Source organism: Rhodanobacter sp. C06 (assembly GCF_002001105.1).
Taxonomy (GTDB): Bacteria; Pseudomonadota; Gammaproteobacteria; order Xanthomonadales; family Rhodanobacteraceae; genus Rhodanobacter_A.
On the sequence record NZ_MUNP01000006.1, the window covers coordinates 1 to 1,110 of the forward strand.

The window sequence follows — 1,110 nt, forward strand, 5'->3', positions numbered from 1 at the left end:
GGAAACTCTGATTTTGCCCCGTGGTCGAAGCTCGACCTGAGGACGGATGTTACGCGATGACGCCGAAGCAGATGAGCCTGTCGATGGAGCACGACGCCGGTTTCGAACGGCACCGCAAGGCGACGCGGCGCGACGTGTTCCTGGCGGAAATGGATCAGGTGGTGCCTTGGGCGCAGCTGTGCGCGGTGATCGAACCGCACTACCCGAAGGATCCGGTCGGCGGCGGTCGCCGCCCGGTGGGCCTGGAGCGGATGCTGCGCATCCACTTCCTGCAGCAGTGGTACGCGCTGTCCGACCCGGCGGTGGAAGAAGCGCTGTACGACTCGGCGGCGATGCGACGGTTCGTGGGCATCGACCTGGGCCAGGAAGGTGCGCCGGATGAGACGACGGTCTGCAAGTTCCGGCATCTGCTGGAGAGGCACGGCCTGGCCGAGCCGCTGTTCGCCGCGGTGAATGAGCACCTAAAGCAGCACGGCATGAAGCTGTCGCAGGGCACCATCGTGGACGCCACGATCATTGCCGCGGCGCCTTCGACGAAGAACAAGGGCAAGGCGCGCGACCCCGATATGCATCAGACGAAGAAGGGCCAGCAGTGGTATTTCGGGATGAAGGCGCACATCGGCGTGGACGAAGCGACGGGGCTGGTGCACACCGTGGTGAGCACGGCGGCGAACGTGGCCGACGTGTCCGAAGTGGCGAACCTGCTGCACGGCAAGGAGCGGCACGTGTTCGGCGATGCCGGCTACATCGGGGCCGAGAAACGGGCGCCGAAGCGTGGGCGGAAGTTCTGGATCGCGGCCAAGCGCAGCGTGGTGAAGGCTATCGACGACTCCAAGCTGCGCGAGATCACCGAGGAACTGGAACACGCCAAGGCCTCGATCCGTGCGGCGGTGGAGCATCCGTTCCGGGTGCTGAAGCGGCAGTTCGGCTACGTGAAGGTGCGCTACAAAGGGCTGGCGAAGAACGGCGCGCAGGTGAAGACGCTGTTTGCGCTGGTCAACCTATGGATGGCGCGCGGGATACTGCTGCAACCGAGATAGGGTTGCTGCGTCCGCCGTGGCCTGAAAAGGCTGGCGGCGGCACGAAGAACATGGAATGGGGCTCGCGGGC

Annotated in this window: 1 protein-coding gene; it reads left to right on the forward strand. The window is 65.3% G+C overall.

What is annotated here, in order from left to right; all coding sequences use genetic code 11:
* Nucleotides 1-71: 71 nt before the first annotated feature.
* Nucleotides 72-1,040 (forward strand): IS5 family transposase, encoded by a 969-nt coding sequence (locus B0E52_RS00005; RefSeq protein WP_077480477.1) that lies wholly within the window; start codon nt 72-74, stop codon nt 1,038-1,040.
* Nucleotides 1,041-1,110 lie beyond the last annotated feature (70 nt).

Coding starts and splice junctions, on each gene's coding strand:
- B0E52_RS00005 (WP_077480477.1), top strand. CDS start 72: ATGAGCCTGTCGATGGAGCACGACGCCGGTTTCGAACGGCACCGCAAG.